Annotated in this window: 13 protein-coding genes; 6 read left to right on the forward strand and 7 right to left on the reverse strand. The window is 72.3% G+C overall.

Features of this window, described 5'->3' with window-relative positions; translation table 11 throughout:
- Nucleotides 1-1,984 precede the first annotated feature (1,984 nt).
- Nucleotides 1,985-2,848, reverse strand: coding sequence for an NAD(P)H-binding protein (locus tag ACGFIM_RS01715; RefSeq protein WP_393192941.1), 864 nt, complete (start codon nucleotides 2,846-2,848; stop codon nucleotides 1,985-1,987).
- 137 nt (nucleotides 2,849-2,985) lie between these two features.
- Here ACGFIM_RS01715 and ACGFIM_RS01720 point away from each other — a divergent pair, with 137 nt between their 5' ends.
- From ACGFIM_RS01720 to ACGFIM_RS01730, 3 genes are all read left to right on the forward strand, one after another.
- Nucleotides 2,986-3,663 (forward strand): TetR/AcrR family transcriptional regulator, encoded by a 678-nt coding sequence (locus tag ACGFIM_RS01720; RefSeq protein ID WP_393192944.1) that lies wholly within the window; start codon nucleotides 2,986-2,988, stop codon nucleotides 3,661-3,663.
- Nucleotides 3,664-3,694: 31 nt separating this feature from the next.
- Nucleotides 3,695-4,627: a sensor histidine kinase gene (locus ACGFIM_RS01725; RefSeq protein WP_393192947.1), complete on the forward strand. Its 933-nt coding sequence runs from the start codon at nucleotides 3,695-3,697 to the stop codon at nucleotides 4,625-4,627.
- An 84-nt stretch (nucleotides 4,628-4,711) separates the two neighbouring features.
- A complete protein-coding gene (locus tag ACGFIM_RS01730) occupies nucleotides 4,712-7,054 on the forward strand; it encodes a polysaccharide lyase 8 family protein (protein WP_393192950.1) in 2,343 nt (780 codons plus the stop codon).
- A gap of 244 nt (nucleotides 7,055-7,298) precedes the next feature.
- On the opposite strand, the gene ACGFIM_RS01735 is transcribed toward ACGFIM_RS01730, so the two are convergent.
- A complete protein-coding gene (locus ACGFIM_RS01735) occupies nucleotides 7,299-7,727 on the reverse strand; it encodes a peptidase inhibitor family I36 protein (RefSeq protein ID WP_393192953.1) in 429 nt (142 codons plus the stop codon).
- Between the two features lie 215 nt (nucleotides 7,728-7,942).
- On the opposite strand from ACGFIM_RS01735, the gene ACGFIM_RS01740 reads away from it, so the two are divergent.
- On the forward strand, nucleotides 7,943-8,092 hold the full coding sequence (locus ACGFIM_RS01740) for a GPGG-motif small membrane protein (protein ID WP_345405630.1): 150 nt from the start codon (nucleotides 7,943-7,945) through the stop codon (nucleotides 8,090-8,092).
- 340 nt (nucleotides 8,093-8,432) lie between these two features.
- Here the strand turns inward: ACGFIM_RS01740 and ACGFIM_RS01745 are convergent, their stop codons facing one another.
- Complete coding sequence (locus ACGFIM_RS01745) at nucleotides 8,433-8,630, reverse strand: hypothetical protein (protein ID WP_393192956.1); 198 nt, start codon at nucleotides 8,628-8,630, stop codon at nucleotides 8,433-8,435.
- An 82-nt stretch (nucleotides 8,631-8,712) separates the two neighbouring features.
- On the opposite strand from ACGFIM_RS01745, the gene ACGFIM_RS01750 reads away from it, so the two are divergent.
- Nucleotides 8,713-9,615 (forward strand): LysR family transcriptional regulator, encoded by a 903-nt coding sequence (locus tag ACGFIM_RS01750; protein WP_393192959.1) that lies wholly within the window; start codon nucleotides 8,713-8,715, stop codon nucleotides 9,613-9,615.
- Here ACGFIM_RS01750 and ACGFIM_RS01755 read toward each other — a convergent pair.
- Nucleotides 9,596-10,648: an alpha/beta fold hydrolase gene (locus ACGFIM_RS01755; RefSeq protein WP_393192963.1), complete on the reverse strand. Its 1,053-nt coding sequence runs from the start codon at nucleotides 10,646-10,648 to the stop codon at nucleotides 9,596-9,598. The genes ACGFIM_RS01750 and ACGFIM_RS01755 overlap by 20 nt on opposite strands.
- Nucleotides 10,649-10,770: 122 nt before the next feature.
- Nucleotides 10,771-11,103 carry a YnfA family protein gene (locus ACGFIM_RS01760; RefSeq protein ID WP_393192966.1) on the reverse strand — a complete coding sequence of 111 codons (333 nt, stop codon included), beginning with the start codon at nucleotides 11,101-11,103 and terminating at the stop codon, nucleotides 10,771-10,773.
- Between the two features lie 241 nt (nucleotides 11,104-11,344).
- Here ACGFIM_RS01760 and ACGFIM_RS01765 point away from each other — a divergent pair, with 241 nt between their 5' ends.
- Nucleotides 11,345-13,159: a cytochrome c oxidase assembly protein gene (locus tag ACGFIM_RS01765; protein ID WP_393192969.1), complete on the forward strand. Its 1,815-nt coding sequence runs from the start codon at nucleotides 11,345-11,347 to the stop codon at nucleotides 13,157-13,159.
- 61 nt (nucleotides 13,160-13,220) lie between these two features.
- On the opposite strand, the gene ACGFIM_RS01770 is transcribed toward ACGFIM_RS01765, so the two are convergent.
- Nucleotides 13,221-14,702: a hypothetical protein gene (locus ACGFIM_RS01770; protein WP_393192972.1), complete on the reverse strand. Its 1,482-nt coding sequence runs from the start codon at nucleotides 14,700-14,702 to the stop codon at nucleotides 13,221-13,223.
- A gap of 229 nt (nucleotides 14,703-14,931) precedes the next feature.
- Nucleotides 14,932-16,092: an erythromycin esterase family protein gene (locus ACGFIM_RS01775; protein ID WP_393192975.1), complete on the reverse strand. Its 1,161-nt coding sequence runs from the start codon at nucleotides 16,090-16,092 to the stop codon at nucleotides 14,932-14,934.
- Between the last annotated feature and the right edge of the window lie 133 nt (nucleotides 16,093-16,225).

Below are 16,225 nucleotides of genomic sequence, written 5' to 3' on the forward strand. Positions count from 1 at the left end.
TGAGCGTCGACGGCTCAGTGGTGTTCGGCGTCTCCTCGGCCGGCCGGGGGACATTGTTCCACCGGCTGGCCCGCGGCAGGCTGCTGCGCAGGCAACTGAGCCTGCCGGGCAGATTGCTCTTTCCTCTGGTCAGCAGGGACGGTCGGCGGATTGCATACCTTGTGAGCGGCAGACGGTCCCTGTACTGGCACGATGTGCGCTATACCGAGCACGACATCGTCCTAGGGCCGGCGCAGCGGCTCCCCTCCGAGTCACCGGTAATGCAATTGAGTTCGATCATTGTCGCCCCCTTCTCGCCAAGTGCGCGGCGGATCGCGGCGGTTGAGACGGACGGGCGTGTCCGGGTGTGGGATCTCGAGTCACGGAGGCTCCAGAGCGTGCCAGAACGCCTGCCGAAACTGAAGAGGGTCTGGTTCGGTCCGGATGAGCACACGGTCGTCGGCACACTGCAGCAAAAAGAGAGCGTGCTGGTAAGAGCCGATCTACGCAACGGAGCTGTACGGATCCTTGAACGCGGCGAGCACGCGGTGGGAACGCCAGAGATCGAAGTCTCGGCGGACGGTAGCGTCGCGACCGTTTGTCAAGTGGTGGGCGCAGAACGCAGGGTCATATACCGAGTCCTCCGCGTCGCCGATGGGCAGGAACTGAACCGTTACGTGTCCCCCGACTCAAACGGCTCGTGTCATCTCATTGCCGCTTCGCCGACCGGTGACCGCGTTGCCGTCCAGAAGGGAGGCGGTGAGTGGACGATTATCGGTGGCCGGGCGAGTACATCGCCGCGACGTTTCAAGGGGCCGGAAATCCTCCGAAACCATGCAGGCCCTCTCCTCGGTACGTCGGAGGAGCCTATCGTTGTTCAGCTCAACGATGCCTCCGTGATCGGATGGCGGCTGCACGATGTGGCCGGGCCGGTCGCGTTCAGCCGGCCGGTGCTGTTCGAGGGTGGTGACTTCGTCGTGTTCCGCGCGGGGACGGCCACGAGTGAGACCGCGGACCGGTTGGTAGTCATGGAGGTTGAAGGCGAGGGGAGGACACTCGGCTTGGCGCGCATCCCGCCCGTGCCCTCCGACGCAGACCACCTGCTGGCCGTCAACCGGAGTGGGACGCTGGTGGCCGACGTGTCTGGCGCCAACAAGATCACCGTGTACAGATTGCCAGACCTGCATCAGGTGGCCGCGTTCACCATCCGCCCACCTCCACGCGACGATCTGATGTGGAAACCGTTACCCATCACCTTCTTCTTCATTTCCGACGACGAGATGGTGACGGCCTCCGGCACTGTGGTCGAACATTGGAACGTCCGCGACGGCCGACGTCTCTCCGCGCCCTTCGACCTGCGCCACGTCTTCAAAGACGGGAGTGCACTCGAGGACTTCCACGTACGGCCACACTACAAGCTAGGCCACGTCCAGGTCGCGCATTATGCAGACCGCAGTCTCCGCGTGGTACGCCTGGCGACCGGAACCGAGGATTCGACCCTGCGCATACGGGCGGGAGATAACATGCTGACCGCGGTGCCGGAGGCAAGCGGGCGCTATGCCATGGTGCTGACCAGCGGGACAATGGTCGAACTGTGGTCGGTGGCGGAGCGTACGCACCCCCGGAAGATCTTCAGCGGGCTTGGCCCCTTGCAGTCCACCGACTTCCAAGTAGATGTGTTGCCGGAGGACGACGACGGCAACCCGCGATTCTTCCTCGCCTCTGGACGTTTTGTCCGCTTCCTGCGGGTGACCGGCTCAGGCGAGGTCGACGTGACCACCTATTCTTTCGCCGCCCGACAGTCGTTTGTTTCGATGACTGATCAGGGCATGACGCTGCTGCGCGTCAAGGACGGATCCCTCGACGTGTTCCGGCTCGATCCGGAGCTATGGGCGTCCCACATGTGCGCCGTCATTGGCCGCGACATCGACGTGGAGGAGCGCCGCGGCCTGCCCCGCGATTTGCCGGCGACCGTCTGTCCGGCCGCCTGACGGGACTTGACTGCTCAAAGGGAGCGCACGAAAGCCTCCAGCACCTCCTCCACGGACCGCGCCGGACGCCCGATCGCGGACTCCAGCGCCGGGCTGGTGACGTCGAACTCGCCCTTGCGCGACGCCAGGAACATGGTGAGCAGGAACTCGGCGAGCGGCCGGGGCATGCCGCCGGCGGCCATCGCGGCCACCCACTCCTCGTCGTCCATGACGACCCGCTCGATGGTCCTGCCGGTGATGCGGCTGAGGATGGCGGCGACGTCGGCGAAGCCGAGCGTGCGGGGCGCGGTGAGCGGCGGAGTGATGCCGTCGAAGACGCCGTCCTCGGTCAGGGCGATGGCGGCGGCTTCGGCCAGGTCCTCGTGGGCGGTCCAGGAGACCGGGCCGTCCAGCGGCGCGGCCAGCCTGCCGGACTCGAGGGCCGCACGTACGTACATCTCCAGCGTGGAGGCGTAGAAGCCGTTGCGCAGGGCCGTGAAGGGGATGCCCAGCCGCTTGAGATGCTCCTCGGCGGCCGCGTGCACGGGCTGCGGTGCGAAGAGCGAGGCCGCGGAGGCGGCCTGGTGGCTGGTGTAGAGGACGCGCTGGGCGCCGGCCGCGCGGGCGGCGTCGATCGCGGCGGCGTTGGCGGGCACGGCGGCGTCTCCCCGGATGGAGGCGGAGATGACCAGGACGCGCTCGGCGCCTTCGAAGGCGTGCTTGAGCGTGTCCGGCTCGGTGAAGTCTCCGGTCCGTACGCGTACGCCGCGCTCGGCGAGGGCGGCGGCCTTGGCGGCGTCGCGGACGCTGATCCCGACCTTGTCGGCGGGCACACGCTCGAGGAGGCGGTCGAGGATCAGCGAGCCGAGGCGGCCGGTGGCTCCGGTGACGATCAGCATGGGTCGGCTCCAGTCTGCATGGGAGGTCGGAACGCATCACACGTTATCACTGATATTAACGTTGTTACTATCCCTGATATCGAAGTCCTCTGCCAACCGCAGTGAGGAGTGCGAACGCTGGGAGTATCATCGTTCACATGGCGCGGATTCAGCAGCGGCGTGACCTCACCCGCGAGCGCATCGTGATGACCGCGGCCCGCCTGCTGACCGAGGAAGGGCCGGCCGCGGTCACCACCCGCCGCGTCGCCCAGGAGGCCGGGCTCCAGCCGCCCGCCCTCTACCGCTTCTTCCCCGACAAGGACGCCCTGCTGGACGCCGCCGTCGAGCACGTCTTCGCCGAGCACGTGGCGCGCAAGCGGGCCGCCGCGCCCTCCGGCGACCCGGTGGCCGACCTGCGCGCCGGCTGGGACACCCAGATCGGCTTCGGCCTCGCCCACCCCCACGTCTTCAGCCTGCTGCTCGCCCGCCCGCGCGACACCCCGGCCCAGGCCGAGGGCCTGCGCATGCTGGCCGAGCTGGTGCACAGGATCGCCGTCGCCGGCCGGCTCAAGGTGAGCGAGGAACGCGCGGTCAACCTCATCCACGCGGCCGGCATCGGCACCGTCCACACGCTGCTGACCTTGCCGCCGGATAAGCAGGACCCGCGGCTGGCCGACGCCGCCTTCGACGCGGTCGCCCGCGCCATCCTCACCGACGGCACCGCCCCCTCCGAGGACCCCGCCGCCGTGATCGCCGCCTTCCGCGCCCTGCTCCCCGACCTGCCCACGCTCAGCAAGGCCGAAGCCGCCCTGCTCGACGAGTGGCTCCGGAGGTGAGGAGCAGGGCGGGCGTCTCCGATGTCCGGCCGTGGAGCCGGAGGCCGCCGCCGCGCGCGCCGGGGCGGTGCCGGTCGCGCCGGCCTCGATCGTCCTCGCGCTGCTCGCCGCCCGCAGGCTGCTGCGCCCGGTACGCCGCCTGCGCACCGCCACGGAACGGATGGCGGCCGGCGGCCTCGGCACGCGCGTCACCGTCACCGGCGACGACGAGCTGGCCGACCTGGGCCGCGCGTTCAACTCCATGGCGGCCACGCTCCAGGCCGACGCGGAGACGCTGCGCGCTATGGAGGAGCGGGCCCGCCGCTTCGCCGCCGACGTCTCCCACGAGCTGCGCACGCCGCTCGCGGCCATGTCGGCCGTGACCGGCGTGCTCGACGCCGACGCCGCCTCGGGACGGCTGCCGCCGGTCACCGCCGAGGCGCTGGCCCTGGTCTCCGACGAGACGCGCAGGCTCACCCGCCTGATCGAGGACCTCATCGAGGTGTCCCGCTTCGACGCCGGCGCCGCCGTGCCGCACCTCGACGAGGTGGATCTCGGCGAGCTGATCGGCAAGACGCTGGCGCTGCGCCACTGGGACGGCCGGGTCCGCACCGGCCTGCCGTCCGGCCTGCGGGTCCGGCTCGACCCGCGCCGCGTGGACGTCATCCTCGCCAACCTCATCGGCAACGCGCTGCGCCACGGCGGCCCGGACGTGTCGGTGAGCGTCCGCGTCGAGGCGGACCCCGAACGGGTGGCCGTCGTCGTCGCCGACGACGGCCCCGGCATCCCGGACGAGCTGCTGCCGCACGTCTTCGACCGCTTCACCAAGGGCGACTCCGCGCGCGGCCGCAGCGAGGGCAGCGGCCTCGGCCTGGCCATCGCCGCCGAGAACGCCCGCCTGCACGGCGGCGCACTCACCGCCGCCCCCGCCCCGGGAGGCGGCACCGTCATGACCCTCACCCTGCCCCGGCAGCCCGCCCCCTGACCAGTGGTCGTCCGGCTCGACCGGCGGTCCCTCGAAGAATTCGATCATGATTCACAGGATGAGCGGCGGCCGTGATGACCGCATATGATCGCTACATTGCTGGAGCTGTCCGGAAAGGCCCTTATGACCTACCCCCTCAGCCGCCGGTCCGCTCTGCTCGGAGCCGCGGCCGTGGCGGGCCTCGCCCTCGAGGGCGCAGCCGCCGAGGCGGGGACGGAGGCGGCGGTGGATGCTGCGGCGTTCGACAAGGCGCGCAGGCGGTGGGTGAGCCTGCTGGCCGGCGCCGAGTACGACCCCGCCTACGCCGACAAGACTCGAGCCGTCGAGGGGTCGGCGAAGGCGGTGCTGCGCAAGATGCGCTTCGACGGGCGCCGCCCCGGCCTCTGGCCCGACCTGCCGCTGCGCGATCCGAACACCGGCAACTTCAACCGTTCCTACAACCGCATGCGCGCGCTCGCGCTCGGCTGGGCCACCCCCGGCACCTCCCTCCACCGAGACCCCAAGGTGGCCGAGACCGCCGTCAAGGCGCTCGACTTCCTGTACGAGCACGCCTACAACGAGCACCTCGGCCGGCGCGGCAGCAACTGGTACTGGTGGGAGATCGGCGTGCCCCGCGCGCTCACCGACACCTGCGCCCTGCTCTACGACGGCCTGCCCCAAGACCGGCTCAGGCGCTGGCTGCGCCCGCTGCGCCGCTGGTGCCCCGACCCCGAGCGGCGCATCAGCCACCCCGGCGTCGTCGAGACCGGCGCCAACCGGGCGGGCAAGGCCATGGCCGTGGCGATGCGCGGCCTGCTCACCCACGACGACCGGCTGGTCCGGCGGGCCAGGAACGCGGTCGCCGACCTGCTGCGCCTCACCAAGGGGCCGGGCGACGGCTTCTACCGCGACGGCTCGTTCATCCAGCACGACATCTACCCGTACACCGGCAGCTACGGCGTCGACTACCTGGAGAGCGTGGCCCGGCTGATCGCCATGCTCGCCCGCTCCCCGTGGGAGATTCGCGGCATCGACGCGATCTACGACCTGGTGGACCGCTCCTTCGTGCCGTTCGTCTTCGACGGGCTGATGATGGACTGCGTACGCGGCCGGCAGATCTCCGTGCAGGGCCACCGCGACCACCACTCCGGCCAGAAGACCATCGAGGCCATCCTGACCCTGCTGGACACCGCCCCCGAGAAGCACGCCAAGCGGTGGCGGCCCATGGTCAAGGGCTGGCTGGCCCGCAACCAGGCGGTGCCGTACCACACGCTCGCGCCGCTGGCCAGCGTCGCGCGGGCGGACGCGCTCTTGCGCGACCCGTCGGTGCCGGTCGGGCCGCGCATCACCGGCACGTACGTCTTCGCCGACATGGACCGGGTCGTGCACCGCCGCCCCACCTGGGCGTACGCGATCAGCATGAGCTCCAGGAGGATCGGCGCCGTCGAGGCCATGAACAGGGAGAACCTGCACGGCTGGTACACCGGCGACGGCATGACGTACCTGTACACCTCCGACCTCACGCACTGGAGCGACGAGCTGTGGCCGACGATCGACCCGTACCGGCTGCCCGGCACCACCGTCGATCGGCGTAAGCGCGCCGACCTGCGCCACGGCACCCGCAGACGCCCGCCGACCCCGTGGGCGGGCGGGGTGGCGCTGGACGGCGAGTACGGCCTGGCCGCGATGAAGCTGATCGGCGACGGCTCGTCGCTGCGCGCGAAGAAGGCGTGGTTCCTGCTCGACGACGCGGTGATCGCGCTCGGCGCCGGCATCACCGCCTCCGACGGCCGCCGCGTGGAGACGATTGTCGAGAACCGCAACACCCACCACGCGCATCCGCCGCTGTCGCGCGGCGACGGCTGGGTGCACCTGGACGGCGTCGCCGGGTACGCGCTGCTCGACGGCGCCGAGCCGAAGGTGCTGCGGGAGAAGCGCACCGGCCGCTGGCGCGACATCGACAAGGGCGCCACCACTGGAGGCGACACCACCCCCGTCACCCGCCACTACACGACGATCGTGCTCGACCACGGCGTGGACCCGCGCAGGGCGCGCTACGCCTACGCCGTGCTGCCCGAGGCGTCCGTCACCCAGACCGCCGCCTACCAGGGGCGGGTGCAGATCCTCGCCAACTCCGGCACCGTGCAGGCCATCTACCGCGACGGCATGGTGGCCGCCGTCTTCTGGAAGGCGGGCACGGTCGAGACCGACGAGGGGCCGCTGAGCGCGGACGGGCCGTGCGCGGTGATGCTGCGCCGCGAGCAGCTCGAGGTGCGCCTCGCGGTCGCCGACCCGTCGCGGACGGCCGAAGATGTGAAGCTCACGCTGCCCTGGCGGATCAAGTCGGTCGTCAAGGCCGACCGGGGCGTGCGCAGGTCGAAGGGCGCGCTCAAGGTCGAGGTCGCCGGCACCCGCGGCCACGCCCGCACGGCCGTGCTGAACGTCTGATCGCACGAGGGGCGAGCGCCCTGTCGAGAGAGCCGGGGCGGCTCCGACTACCAGGTGACAGCGGCCGGAGCGGACGAAGGGGCACCATGAGCTGGCGGCCCGGCGCGCCAAGGAGGCCGCGGGCGGCAAGGACGTCCTGGTGCTGGGCGCGCCCGCCTGCGGGGTCGCCGCCTTCCTGCGCTACCGCGTGCGGTGAGGGGCGCCGCCGCCCGCCGGTGCCCGGGCGGCGGCACGCGCGGCCGGGTCAGCGCCAGCGCAGGAAGTCCACCGTGTCGTTGTCGCCGGGCGGCTCCTCCAGCGAGCGGCCCGGCAGGAGCAGCCTGATCCTGATCCGCCGCAGATCGACGAGGACGGCGGTGGAGCCGGTGCGGTTGACCCAGGAGGAGATGTTGTTCGCCGCCGTGGAGGAGCCGCCGACGCCGCCGGGCATCGGCAGGTCGAACAGGTCGACGTCGAAGCCGGCCCGGACGCCGTAGGCGGGGCCGCTGCGGTTGTAGTCGCGGTACAGGCACAGGGTCGCCCACGGGCAGGGCTGGCCGTTGGCGAGCCGGAAGACGCCTTCCGGCAGCGCCACGCGGGGCGCGGCCTGGGCGGAGGGCGTGGCGGCCGTGACGGCGGCGGCGACGGCGAGGCCGGCCAGCAGACGCGTGGCGATGGTGGTGATGCGGCGCATCGGGGTGTTACCTCCGTGGGAGTGCTGCGTTCTGACGACCTCACCTTCTCGCAACGGTTTGCATTTGAACAGTTACACACGGTGACATCGCGCAGCTCATGGCGGTACGCCGACCTGGCCGAGCCGTCACCTTGGCATTCGACCGTGATCGAAGCGTTACCACGCCCGCAGGCGGATTCCGTTTCCCGGCCGAACCTGAGGGCAGTCGCGGTCCCATGGCTACACTTCTTTGGATTCTCGCCGTCATCCTCGTCGTCGCCGGTGTCTACGTGCTCCTGGCGCGCCGCGACATCCTGTGGGGCATCGTCCTCATCGTGGTCGGGCTGCTGGTCGGCCCCGGCGGGGTGAGCATCTTCAACGTCTGACGCCCGGCACGACCGGGCCCGGCGGGCGCGCACCCGGCCGCTGTTCAGCGCGGCCTGATGCTCGCCCGTACACCACCGTCCCCCGCACACCCCCTCGAGACCCCGCCGACGAACACGACGCCAAGATGACCGTTCTCATGGAGAACGTGCGCCATCAGAGCAGGACCGGTTTCCGGAAGTTCGCGAGGCGCTCGGCCGCGAGCGGCCGCAGGAGCCGGGCGAGCGCATGGCCGAGGCCAGGAGCCAGGCGCCCCGCGATCCCCTGAGGATTCTCAGCGCCGCCGAGTGACCCCCTGACCGTTCACGGGACCGCGCCGCCGAGGCGCGGTCCCGCCGCATGTCATCGCATGCCCTGCCGTTCCCGCAGGACCGCGACGCCGTCGCCGGCCGGCGCGTCGCAGTACGCCGCCCGCCCGGCCATGGCCATCACCAAAGCCGCCGTGCTCCCCGGCACCTCAGGCCCGTCGCCGGTCGCGAACCGCCCGTCGTCCGCGGTGAGCCGCAGCCCGGCGACGCGCCGCTCGCCGGGCAGCGCCATGCCGGAGCCCGCGCCCGCCGCGCGAGTCCATACCCCTCCACCGGTACGACAGCGATGACATCCGGATGGCTATAACCGGAGTATGAATCTCCAGCAGTTGCGGTATGCGGTGGCCCTCGCCGATGAGCTCCACTTCGGGCGGGCGGCCGCGCGGGAGGGCGTGCGGCAGCCGCCGTTCAGCCGGCAGATCGGCAGGCTGGAGGAGGAGCTGGGCGTGCTCTTGTTCGAGCGGACGACCAGGCAGGTGCGCCTGACCCCGGCGGGCGAGGCGTTCGTCGCCGAGGCCCGCGCCGCGCTCGCCCACGCCGGCCGGGCGGCGGAGACGGCCCGGCGGGCGGGCAGGGGCGAGAGCGGGCGGCTGGCGCTCGGCTTCGTCGGATCGGCGGCCAACGCCGCCCTGCCGAAGGTGCTGCGCCGCTTCCGCGCCCGCTACCCCGGGGTGAACGTCGAGCTGCGCGAGCTGCCCACCGCCCAGCAGGCCGAGGAGCTGCGGCAGGGGCGGCTCGACGTCGGCCTGCTGCACGCGCCGCTCGCCGGTCCCGCCGCCGAGGAGCTCTCCACCCGGACGGTGGCCAGGGAGCCGCTGCTCGCCGCGCTGCCCGCCCGTCACCCCCAGGCGGCGCGGACGTCGCTGCCGGTCGCGGCGCTCGCGCGGGAGCCGTTCGTGATGTTCCCCCGCCGGTACGGTCCGGGGCTGCACGACCAGATCACCGGCGTGGCGCGGGCGGCCGGGTTCGAGCCCAGGATCGTCCAGGAGGCCGTGCAGATGCAGACCATCGTGGGGCTGGTGGCCGCCGGGATCGGCGTGTCGATCGTGCCCGAGTCGGTGGCCAGAGTGCGCGGGGGCGACGTCGCCTTCCGCCCGCTCGCCCCACCGGCCAGGGCCGTGACGCTGGACCTGGCCTGGCGCACCGGCGACGTCAACCCCGTGGTGCGGAACTTCCGCTCGCTGTTCGGCGGCGCCGCTACCCGAGCCAGCGGGTGATCTCGGCGACCAGCCGGTCCCGGCCGCGCTCGGCGCGGTCCAGGTGCGCGTAGTGCGTCGCCCCCTCCAGCCGGACCGCGCGCACCTCGCGGGCGCTGCCCAGGTCCGCGACGAGCGTGGTCACGTCGCCCTCGCGGGACCAGAAGTCGTACTCGCTGCGCAGCACGAGCGTCCGCGCCGTGATCGTGCGGGCGTCCCAGAGCTTGCGGCCGGTGGCGAGGTGGAAGCTGTCCTTCATGGCGCCGGTGGGTGAGCGGAAGCTGGGCGGTTCGCGGTCGCCGGACGTCGGGTCGCTCGCCAGGGCCTGCTCGACGTACGCGGCGGCGATCCGCGGGTCGCGCCACGCCGTCCTGTCCTCGACCGGGATGCTGTCATCCCAGCTCGTCAGCAGGCTCGGGCCGGTCGAGAGCCGGTACGCGCCGTGCCGGGCGTCGTCGAAATGTCCTGGCCGGTCCGGGTCCTCCCACTGCGAGCCGCGGCCGAGGGTCGGATGGCCGTCCAGCTCCCCGTACAGGCTGTTGTAGATCACCAGGCTGTCGACGCGGGACGGGTGCTCGCTCGCGTACCAGGCCGCCCAGTGCCCGCCGGTCGCCCAGCCGACGATGCCGACCCGCCGGTGGCCCGTCGTCTCCCGCAGCCAGTCGACGACCGACGCGATGTCCTCCACCGCCTCCTCCCCGGTGACCGCAGGCGGGTTCTCCGACGCGGGCTCATCGAACGAGGCCGGCCGGTCCGATGCGCCGTAGCCGCGCGCGTCCATGATGAACACCCGATGCCCGCGGCGGGCCAGGTCCGCCGCCAGCGACCCGCGGCGTACGGGCAGGTCGAACGACGCGATGCCGGGCACCCGGGCGCCGTGCAGCAGCAGCACCGGACGGCCGCGCGGCGGGCCGTCCCGCCGGACTTCGCGCACGCCGAGCAGCCCGGCTTCACCGCGCACCTTCCAGTCCTTGCGCACCACGCCGTCCTCCACCGGCGGCGGGGACAAGGCGGTGGCGGCGGCCAGGACGAGCGACAGGATCACCTTCATCATGCCGTCAGCATGCCGCCCGGATGATCACGCGGGCCGATTGTGCGCGCGATCGGGCATCATTGATCCGGTACGGATATCAGTGCGGGCGGCCGGCCGCACAGCGCATTCCTGAGCGGGGGAGGTCAGCTGCGCGGCGCGTACATGATGACGAGCACGCCTGCCAGGCAGAGCAGCGCGCCGATGACGTCCCAGCGGTCCGGGCGGAAGCCGTCCACCACGATGCCCCAGGCCAGCGAGCCCGCCACGAACACCCCGCCGTAGGCGGCCAGGATGCGGCCGAAGTTCGGGTCCGGCTGGAAGGTCGCGACGAAGCCGTACAGGCCGAGCGCGATGACGCCCGCCCCTGCCCACAGCAGGCCGCGCTGCTCCCGCACGCCCTGCCAGACCAGCCAGGCGCCGCCGATCTCGGCGAGCGCGGCGAGGGCGAACAGCAGCAGTGAGCGCAGGATGGTCATGGCACGTAGTACACCGCACGGGAGGCGGCGTTCACCCGCCGGGGCGGTGATGATCCGCGACCCCTCGGCTGCAAGGCGCTCCATCGCGCGGTCGGGCTCGGCGCGCCGGCGCCTGCCCCCGGCCCGGCGGTGGCGGGCGCCGGGGCGGGCGGCCGGTGAACCGGAGGCGGGGGCCGTGCGTACCCGTGTACACGCGGCCCGGGAGCCACGGGCCGGCCTCTGAGCGGTGGCGGGAGCGTGCATGGCGGTTTCCTTGAGGGTGGAGGCGCGGACGGGCGTGCGGCGCGGCGCGCGCCGGTACCCGGCGCTGGTCGCCGGTGCCTTCATCGGGACGGGCGTGCTGGTGCTGGTGGCGGCGCTGCGGTTCGGCGGGGGAGCGGGCGCCCCGCGGATCGCCGGGCTGCCGACGGCGGGCCCGGTCACCGAGTGGGGGCTGCCGCTGGCCCGGCTGGCGTACGAGGTGTGCGCGGCGGCCTGCGTCGGCACGCTGCTCGCCGCCTGCGCTCTGGCCCCGGCCACCGCGCCGGAGCGCGGCCGCTGCCTGCGCGCCGCCGGATGGTGGGCGCTGGGCTGGGCGTTCTGCTCGCTGCTGACCTACCTGCTGACGTTGTCCAGCTTCATCCCGATGCCGGTGGCGAACCTGCTGGCCGAGCCGGGGATGCTCGGCTTCGGGGCGGGGCTGCCGCAGACGCGGGCGCTGCTGCTGGTGGTGGGGATCACGTTCGTGGTGGCGACGGCGACGATGGCGCCGCGCCTGCCGCGATGGCCGCCGCTCGCGTTCGCGGTGGCGGGGCTGCTGCCTCCCGCGTACGTCGGCCACGCCGCCTCCGCGGGCGACCACGACCTCGCCGTGTCCGGCCTGATGGTGCACCTGGCGGCGATGGCGCTGTGGGTCGGCGGGCTCGGCGCGGTGCTGGCGCACTTCCGCCGCTCGGGCGACCTGCCGGTGGTGCTGCGGCGCTTCAGCGCGGTGGCGCTGTGCTGCTTCGCCGCCGTCGCGTTCTCCGGCGCGGTCAGCGGCTGGGTGCGGCTCGGCACGCCGTCCGACCTGTGGGAGACGCCCTACGGGCTGCTTCTCCTCGGCAAGATCGTGACACTGGCGGTGCTCGGGTGGTTCGGCTGGACCCATCGCCGCCGCACGGTCGCGGGCGTCGCCGATCGCGGGGTGCGCAGGACGTTCGTCAGGCTGGCGGCGGGCGAGCTGGTCGTGATGGCGGCGGCGCTGGGGCTGGCGGTCGGCCTGGCCCGTACCCCGCCGCCGGGCGGCGACGGCGGCGGTCACGCCCATCAGGCCCTGGAGTACGCGCTCGCGCCGTTCTCGCCGGCCGCGCTGATCACCGAGGTGCGGCTCGACCCGCTGCTCGTGCTGCTGCTCGCGGTGCCCGCCGCCGTGTACCTGATCCGGGCGCGCCGGGCGCCCGGCCGGACGCGCGCCCGCACCGCCGCCTGGTACGCCGGTCTCGCCCTGGCCGCGCTGGTGCTGATCGGCGGGGTGGGCGGGTACGCGCGGGCGATGCTGTCGGCGCAGGCGCTGCAGCACGCCGTGCTGGCGCTGCCCGTGCCGCTGCTGCTCGCGGCCGGGGCGCCGGCGGCACGCGCGACGTCCCGGACGCTCGCCGGGCGTCCGGTCAGCCCGCGCCTCCTCGCCCTGCTCGCCGCCGCCTGGCCCGCTCTGGCGTTCTCCCTGTACGGCACGGGCTGGCTCGCCTGGTCGGCGGCCGGTTACGCCGAGCACCTGGTCACCGAGCTGCTGTTCCTCGGCGTGGGCCTGCTGACGGCCTGGGTGCTGGTCGGCCCGGACCGGCCGGCCGTGCCGGTCGCCTGGCGTCGCAGGCTGGCGGCGGTGGCGGGCCTGACGTATCTGGGAGCGGGCGCGTACCTGCTGCTCGGGTCGCCGGTCGCGGCGCGCTGGTTCGCGCTGGTCAGGCCGCACGATGCTCCCGACCTCATCACCGACCAGTATCTGGCGGGCGCGGTCTTCCTGATCGTGCCGCTCCTCGCGCTCGCGCCGGCCGTCCGGCTCCTGCGCTCCGGCGGCCCGGCCGCGGGGGAGTGAGCGTTCCGTTGACGCGCGCCCGGGGGACGTATCGAATCTACATTGTAAAGGCGCGGGGGTTTCAGCCGTACGACCGCCCGGTCCGCCGCTCATGAGCGGCGAGGGCTTCGAAGGCTGTGGTCAGGGAGGGGGTCAGGGCGGCGAAGAGGTTGTGTCGTTCGCCTCGCGTCCTCCTCACGGCGTGGAGGGCGGGCGTCCGATCCGGGGCGAAGACGATGACGCCCGCCACCGGCTCGCGGCTGTACGGGGCCAGCCGGTCGGGGAACTCCGGCAGCCGCGACGTGGGCGGCGGCCCCGGTGCCGCTTCGATGCCCTTGCGGATGTGCTCGTAGTCATCCTTCCCCATGGGCGGGACGAAGAGAACGAGGCGTTGCGGCGGCAGCAGGCGCAGCGCCTGGACGAGCTCCCACATCGTGCCCTCGCTGGTGCCCAGGGTGAGCACGGTCAGCCGGGAGCGGAGCATCAGCTCGCGTACTGGCTCCTGCCAGGCGTTCTCCGGCTCTTCGGGGAGATACAGACGAAAGGCTCCCACGTGGGGCAGCCGCTCACCCGGGGCGCCGACCGCGACCATCGGCCCGACCGGGCGGAGGACATCGGCGATGTGCTCTTCCGCCGAGCGTCTTGACAGCAGGAACCCCGTGGTGGCGCCCACGATCCCCGGCAGCGGGTACTCGTGCATCGCGGTGCGTTGCCGGTCGTCGTCGAAGGGCCTCAGGTACAGGACGTACGAGCCGGCCTCCAGCATCGTGGGGGAGGGGATGACGCGGGCCCGCAGCCGGCGCGCCACCAGGAGGATCCTCCTGCCTTGCGTGAAGATCCAGCCGCCCAGCACCATCACCAGGAACGCCAGGTAGAGGCTCCACCAGGCGTCCTGCTCGTCGTCCATCACCACCCTCATCCCGTCGAGTGAGAGCGTGAGCCCGGCCAGGCACAGCAGCCATGCCACCGGCCACAGCACCACGCCCTTCCACGCATCCGGCCGCGCAGGCCGGGAGGGAAGGCGGGGCGCTGGCGGCCGGCGGGCGAGTTTCAGCAGCTTGCCGCCGTAGGCCGTGACGAACAGCCCGCACAGCCCGAACAGGAAGCCATTGGTGGCGAACCAGCCGGGGTAGGCGTGGGGATCACGGGTGATCATGCCCGGGACGGTGGTGCCGGCGAAGCCGGTGAGGAGCAGCACGTACCCGAGGAGCCGCAGCCCTGTCCGGGGAGACGTGTTCTGTCCCGGTCCGGGCACCCTGTCGTGGGGGAGGGGGTGGCGGAAGTCCCATGCCCCGTGCCAGCTCAGCCGGACGCCCTGCTGCGGAAGCCAGAACGTCAGCCCCAGCAGCAGGGTGCCGATCGAGATCGCGTAGGGCCACCACTCGCGCCAGAGGTCTGGGACGTGCGAGGTCGCTGCCCACGGTATCGCAGAGAAGATCAGCAGTGCCGTGACCGGGTAGTACGTCCTGAGCAGTAGCCCCAAGACCTTCTGGCGGTGGCGTCGTTCGGTGAGGCCGACGATCGCCAGCAGACAGATGCTGGAGACGAGTACCCAGCGCAGCACGCGAGCCGGCGTTGGATCCCATGTGTTCAGAATGAAATCCACCAGCTTGTGAGGAAAAAGGTCGATCTCCATGGATTCCCTTTGAGCTCCGCGACATCGGGAACTGTAGGGGGCCGAGGTCTGCCTACGTGCTGGTACGTGGAAATTCGGGCCCTTGGGAATCCTTTTTCAGAAGAGCGCCGACGTGCATGTCGGTGCATAAGCTGCGCTCGGTGTCTTTAGCCGTTTATCACATTTCGGCGGTGGTCTCGCGGACGAAGTAGACGCCGTCGGCCGCGGCGATGTGAGCGGGGTCCAGCGGGAAGTACGCGAAGTCGGACGAGACCCGCGGGCTCAGCCCGGAGACGGCGGTGGCGAGTTCGGCGCCGTCGAGGAGGCAGCGGTCCCAGGGGAGACCGGCCATCAGGCCCTCCACGGTGCCGGGCGCGGGGGCGTCGCCGGAGACCGTGCCGAGCGCCGAGGCCAGGAAGGCGTAGCCGTCGCCGAGGCGGGTGCCGGCGATCGCGCCCGCGCTCGACCAGCGCAGCACCTCCTCGCCGAACGGCATGCGGGCCTCGTGCCGCTGCAGGTGCAGGTTGTGGGAGAAGACCAGGGCGGGGCCGTGCCGCTCGGCGATCGCGACGAGGTTGGCGGCCATCATCGCATCGCGCAGGGCCGACAGGCGGCCCCAGCGGGCGGGTGAGTCGTCGGCCAGCCAGTAGTGGTAGCGGAGCAGGCCGGTGGCGGTGCGGGCGTACAGCTCGGCCCGCTCGCGGTCCTCGGCGCTGAGCCGCGGGGCCTGCATGTCGAGGCAGGCGGCCAGGTCGTCGGCGACGATGCGCAGCTCGACGGCCTCGGGGGAGCGGCCGATCGAGCGGGCGGGGTTCATGGCCGACTCCTCGTCCTCCCAGCGCTCGTCGGCGCCGAGCAGCGCCTCGAGGGTCTCGCGGGTGCAGGGCAGCGGCTCGTGGAGGAGGTCGTACAGGCCGGTCAGCGCCTCGCGCGGGCTGCGCGCCCAGTATTCGAGCGGGCCGTCGAAGCCGAAGAAGCGCAGCTTCTCGTCGTGCTCCTCGTTGTGGGCGCGCATCCACTGGACGAGCTCGCGGTTGCCGGACATGGCGCCGAAGCCGTGGCTGAAGCCCTGCTCCATGACCTCGTCGAGGCTGCCCTTGCCGGTGGTGACGTGGTCGTCGACGATGCGCGCCTTGAGGCAGTCGATCTCGAGGGCGATCGCACGGTAGCCCTCGTGCTCGACGAGGTGGGGGAAGAGCTCGTTGCGCAGCGCGCGCAGCTCCTTCACGCGGTGGGTGGCCTCGCCGAGGCCGAGCAGGCGGGGGCGGGAGGGCAGGGAGTCGAGGAACGCCGACAGGGCCGCGCCGTCGAGGGGGTGCGCTGTGTCCTTGATGTCCATGCATTCAACGCTATCGTAGAACCTCCGGTGTAACCTTGGCCGACAATGCGACTGGCCGAGCCGGTGAAAGTCTCAACCGTGTCGTTCAAGGGAGCCTGCGCCGGGCGACGCCCGGTTGCCTTCGCCGGCGTCG

Origin of the sequence: Nonomuraea sp. NPDC049309 (genome assembly GCF_043196965.1) — a bacterium.
Taxonomy (GTDB): domain Bacteria; phylum Actinomycetota; class Actinomycetes; order Streptosporangiales; family Streptosporangiaceae; genus Nonomuraea; species Nonomuraea fastidiosa.